This is a genomic window from uncultured Rothia sp. (assembly GCF_937976295.1).
In the GTDB taxonomy this organism is placed as follows: Bacteria; Actinomycetota; Actinomycetes; order Actinomycetales; family Micrococcaceae; genus Rothia.
This window is the reverse complement of sequence record NZ_CALJRY010000292.1, coordinates 1-4,551: the sequence shown is the minus strand read 5'-3', so window position 1 is coordinate 4,551 and position 4,551 is coordinate 1. Positions and strand designations below refer to the sequence as shown.

Below are 4,551 nucleotides of genomic sequence, written 5' to 3'. Positions count from 1 at the left end.
TAGTAGGGTACCACAGTTCACAGGCTACGTTCAGGTTCGGCGAGAGACCGCTCACTTAGATGTAGCACGTAGAAAGACTTTCTGACCGGCTCTTACCTTCAGTAGGTTCAGCGCACATGATCCCTGGGAGAGCCCCTAATGACCGTTGGAGAGGCTATCTGACCCGCCGCAATATAAGATGAAGAGGTTACATCTCTATCAACTCACACTATTTAGGAGAGTTCATGACCGCCTCCGGCACTCCTGCCGACGTTTCGACGAAGACGTCGATGGACTTTGACCGCTTGATTCATCAGCTTCGAGATACTGCTCGTAATACCCGCGAACAGGGCGACCGTTTGGAGCGCCTGACTAAGCTGTTCCTGACTCAGGACAGCATCCAGAGCCGTCTGTACAAGGGTGTGCATCTGTGGAATGAGTGGGATGGCCGCGAGGGCTTCGGCGATATTGGTATCGATCTGGTGGCTGAAAATGTTGACGGCGGCGTAACCGCTATTCAGTGCAAGTTCTACGATGAGCAGAGCACGATTGCTAAGGAAAATATCGATTCCTTTATTGCGGCTTCCGGTCGTGATCCGTTTACGCACCGCATTATTGTGTCCACGACCGATAAGTGGTCGAAGAATGCGGAGAAGATGCTGGAGGAGCAGCGCTTCCCTGTGCAGCGTATGGGTCTGCAGAATTTCCGTGATTCTAATATCGACTGGTCGACCTATTCCCTGGATGAGCCGGGCGAGCAGCAGGTTGGCCATAAGCCGCATAAGGAGCTTCGTCCGCACCAGGACCGAGCTATTACGAGCACCTTGATTGGTTTGCAGAAGAACGACCGTGGTCAGCTGATTATGGCTTGCGGTACCGGTAAGACTTTTACTGCTATTCGCTTGGCTGAGAAGTTTGCCGCACAGAACGGCGGTCACGCCCGCGTACTCTTTATGGTGCCTTCCCTAGCGCTTATGTCGCAGTCTATTTCGGAGTTCTCGAACGAGATTGAGGTTCCGTTCCATGCTTACGCGGTGTGTTCCGATTCGAAGGTGGGCCGCGAGAGGAAGCGTGGTGGCGCTAATGCCGACATGGATGACCTGGCCGACCTGCGTATTGAGGACCTGCAGCTACCCGCTACGACGGACGGTGCCGAGTTGGCGAAGGCAATGAAGGCTAACCCGCTGGATGAGGGTCTCGAGGTGGTCTTCTCTACTTACCACTCCATTAATGCTGTGTCTGCGGCTCAGGCTGCGGGTGTCGGCGACTTTGACCTGATTATTTGCGATGAGGCGCACCGCACGACCGGTGTGACTCTGGCGGATGAGTCTGAGTCGAATTTCGTGAAGATTCACGACAATAAGTGGGTGGCGGGCCGCAAGCGCGTCTACATGACGGCTACCCCCAAGATTTTTAATGAGGACACGAAGTTCCAGGCGAGCGAGAAGGCCGCCGTGCTCTGTTCCATGGATGACGTCGATACCTTCGGTCCGGTGTTCTACCGTATTGGCTTTGGTGAGGCCGTGGAGAAGGGCCTGCTGACCGATTACAAGGTGCTGGTGCTGGGTGTTTCTGAGTCGCAGGTTGCGACCTCTTTCCAGAACCTTTTGGCTAATGAGTCAAACGAGCTTGCAATTGATGATGTGGCGAAGCTGGTGGGTTGTTGGAACGGCCTCGCTAAGCGCCGTAGCGGCGAGCTGGAGGCTTCCTTCGGCGATGATCTTGCACCCATGAAGCGTGCTGTAGCGTTCAACCGTTCGATTAAGGATTCCCAGAAGATTGAGCGTGAGTTTGAGGACCTCGTGCGCATTAACCTGCGTAGACCTGAAAACGACGACCCGACCGATGACCTGGGCGTGCAGGTTCGCCACATTGACGGCAGCTTTAACGCGCAGAGCCGTGCCGAGCTCCTGAACTGGCTCAAGCAGGAGCCGAATGAGGAGGGCCCGATTTGTCGTGTCCTGACGAACGCTCGCTGCCTGACTGAGGGTGTGGACGTCCCGAATCTTGACGCAGTGCTCTTCCTGAACCCCCGTAACTCGATGGTGGATGTTATTCAGGCGGTGGGTCGCGTGATGCGCCGCGCCGAGGGTAAGAAGTATGGCTACATTATTCTGCCGATTGCTATTCCTGACGGCGTGTCTACCGCTCAGGCACTGAACGATAACGAGCGCTACAAGGTGGTATGGCAGGTGCTTCAGGCGCTCCGGGCGCACGATGAGCGCATGGACGCGACGATTCACCAGATTGAGCTGAACGCTTCTGACCCCGAGTCGATTATTGTGCAGACCGTTGACCTAGCTCCGAAGAAGGAGAAAGACAGCATCGGTGCGAATGACACCGAGGCTCCGGAGGATTCCATCACCCCGGCTGAGCAGACGACCCTAACCTTCCCCGCGCAGAAGTGGAAGGACGGCGTGTACGCCAAGATTGTGGATAAGGTGGGTACCCGCGAGTATTGGGGTGACTGGGCGAAGGATATTGCGACCATTGCGGACCGCCATATCACGATGATTCGTGACCTGCTGGATGAGGCGAGCCCCGAAAGCGAGCTGCGCACCATCTTTGCTCAGTTTGTGGAGGGTCTGCAGCAGACCCTGAACCCCGCGATTGATGAGGGCCAGGCCATTGAGATGCTGGCACAGCACCTGATTACGAAGCCTGTCTTTGACGCAATGTTTGCTGGGCACCGCTTTACCGAGCTGAACCCGATTTCGCTTGCCATGCAGAACGTGGTGGACCATCTGAACGCGAACGCGGCCTTTGAGAAGGAGCGCGAGTCGCTGTCGGCGTTTTACGAGTCGGTTCAGCGCCGTGTGAAGGGCCTTGATAACGCGGCGGCGAAGCAGCACGTAATTAAGGACCTCTACGATAAGTTCTTCCAGAATGCTTTTCCCCAGGTTGCAAAGCGTCTGGGCATTGTCTTCACCCCTGTTCCGGTGGTGGACTATATCCTCTGCTCTGCCGATGTGGCTATGCGGGAGTCCTTCGGCAAGTCACTGTCTGATGAGGGCGTGAGCATTATTGAGCCCTTCGTGGGCACGGGTACGTTCATCACCCGTCTACTACAGCTGGGTCTGATTCGTCCGGAGGACCTGGAGCGTAAGTATACCCGCGAGTTGTTCGCGAATGAGATTGTGCTGCTCTCGTACTACATTGCGGCGATTAACATCGAGACGGTGTACGGTGAGGTAGCGAAGGAGCACGGCCTGGACTCGGAGTACGTGCCGTTTAACGGTATGGTCCTGACCGACACTTTCCAGCTCTCCGAGTCTGCACATCAGCTGGATAACCCTGCGTTCCGCGCCAATAGTGAACGTGCGGAGCGTGAGCTTGAGCAGGATATTCGGGTGATTGTGATGAACCCTCCATACTCGATTGGAGACAAGGAGGCTTACGAGGAGAACGACTCGACTAAGAAGTACACGCACCTGGATGATCGCATTAAAAGTACTTATGCTGCACGTTCTTCCTCTCGTCAGAAGAAGAGCCTCCGTGATTCTTACGTTCGCGCAATTCGATGGGCATCTGACCGAGTGCAGGATAGCGGTGTCATCGCTTTCGTTTCCAACGGTTCATTCATTGATGGCAATACTGCAGATGGGCTGCGCAAGTGCCTCGTGGATGAATTTTCAAAAATCTACGTCTATAACCTGCGCGGTCATCAGTACACCTCAGGCGAAAAATCGCAACGCGAGGGCGGTAAAATTTTTGGTTCGGGTTCCCGCACATCTATTGCTATCTGCGTACTTGTGAAGGACCCCTCGCACACGGGCGAGGCCGTGCTGCACTACCGCGATATTGGCGACTACCTGAGCCGAGAGGAGAAGCTCGGCATCATCGATCGAGAGGCCTCCATCGCAAATACCGAGTGGGAGGTTATCGTTCCTAACGAAGCTGCCGACTGGATTAATCAACGTGATGAACAACGCTATCAAACTTATCAGCCTATCGCAGATAAAAAATATAAGGGTAAAGCAAATACGCCTGCAGTCTTTGAGAATTACTCTAATGGAATGAAGACTAACCGCGACCCTTGGGCATACAATTTCTCTTCTGAAGTTGTAAAGTCCAATGTAAGTCGTATGCTTAGTTTTTATCACAAGCAATTTGAGACTGAAATTTACAGTAAAGATGAAACAAAGATCAGCTGGAGCAGTAAGTTAAGAACTCGCCGGAAAGGACGTAAGGCTATCCCCTTTGTGCCTGAAAGCGTACGGGAGTCAGTGTACCGCCCATTCTGCAAACAGTATCTGTACTCTGAGGAAAATCTCATTGAGCGCCCAGGCATTTTCTCAAAAATTTTCCCCACACCAAAACATAATAACTTGGTATTTGGTTTTACTGGAGGCGGTTCAACTTTAGACTTTAGTGTACTGACGGTCAGCATCCTTCCTGACTATGAATTAATTTCAAAAGCTCAGTGGGTGGCACTGTACACTTACGAACCAATCATGGCCGATGATGGAGGTTTCAATCTCAACTTCGGCGGAGGCGAGGTCGTGGACGGCTATACCCGCAAGGAGAACATTACCGACGCTACCTTGACAGCATACCGCAGCACCTATGGTG

General features: G+C 53.6%; 1 protein-coding gene. It reads left to right on the top strand.

What is annotated here, in order from left to right; genetic code table 11:
* Positions 1-224: 224 nt before the first annotated feature.
* On the top strand, positions 225-4,551 hold a 4,327-nt coding region (locus Q0216_RS07870; protein ID WP_298594324.1), incomplete at its 3' end, for a type ISP restriction/modification enzyme.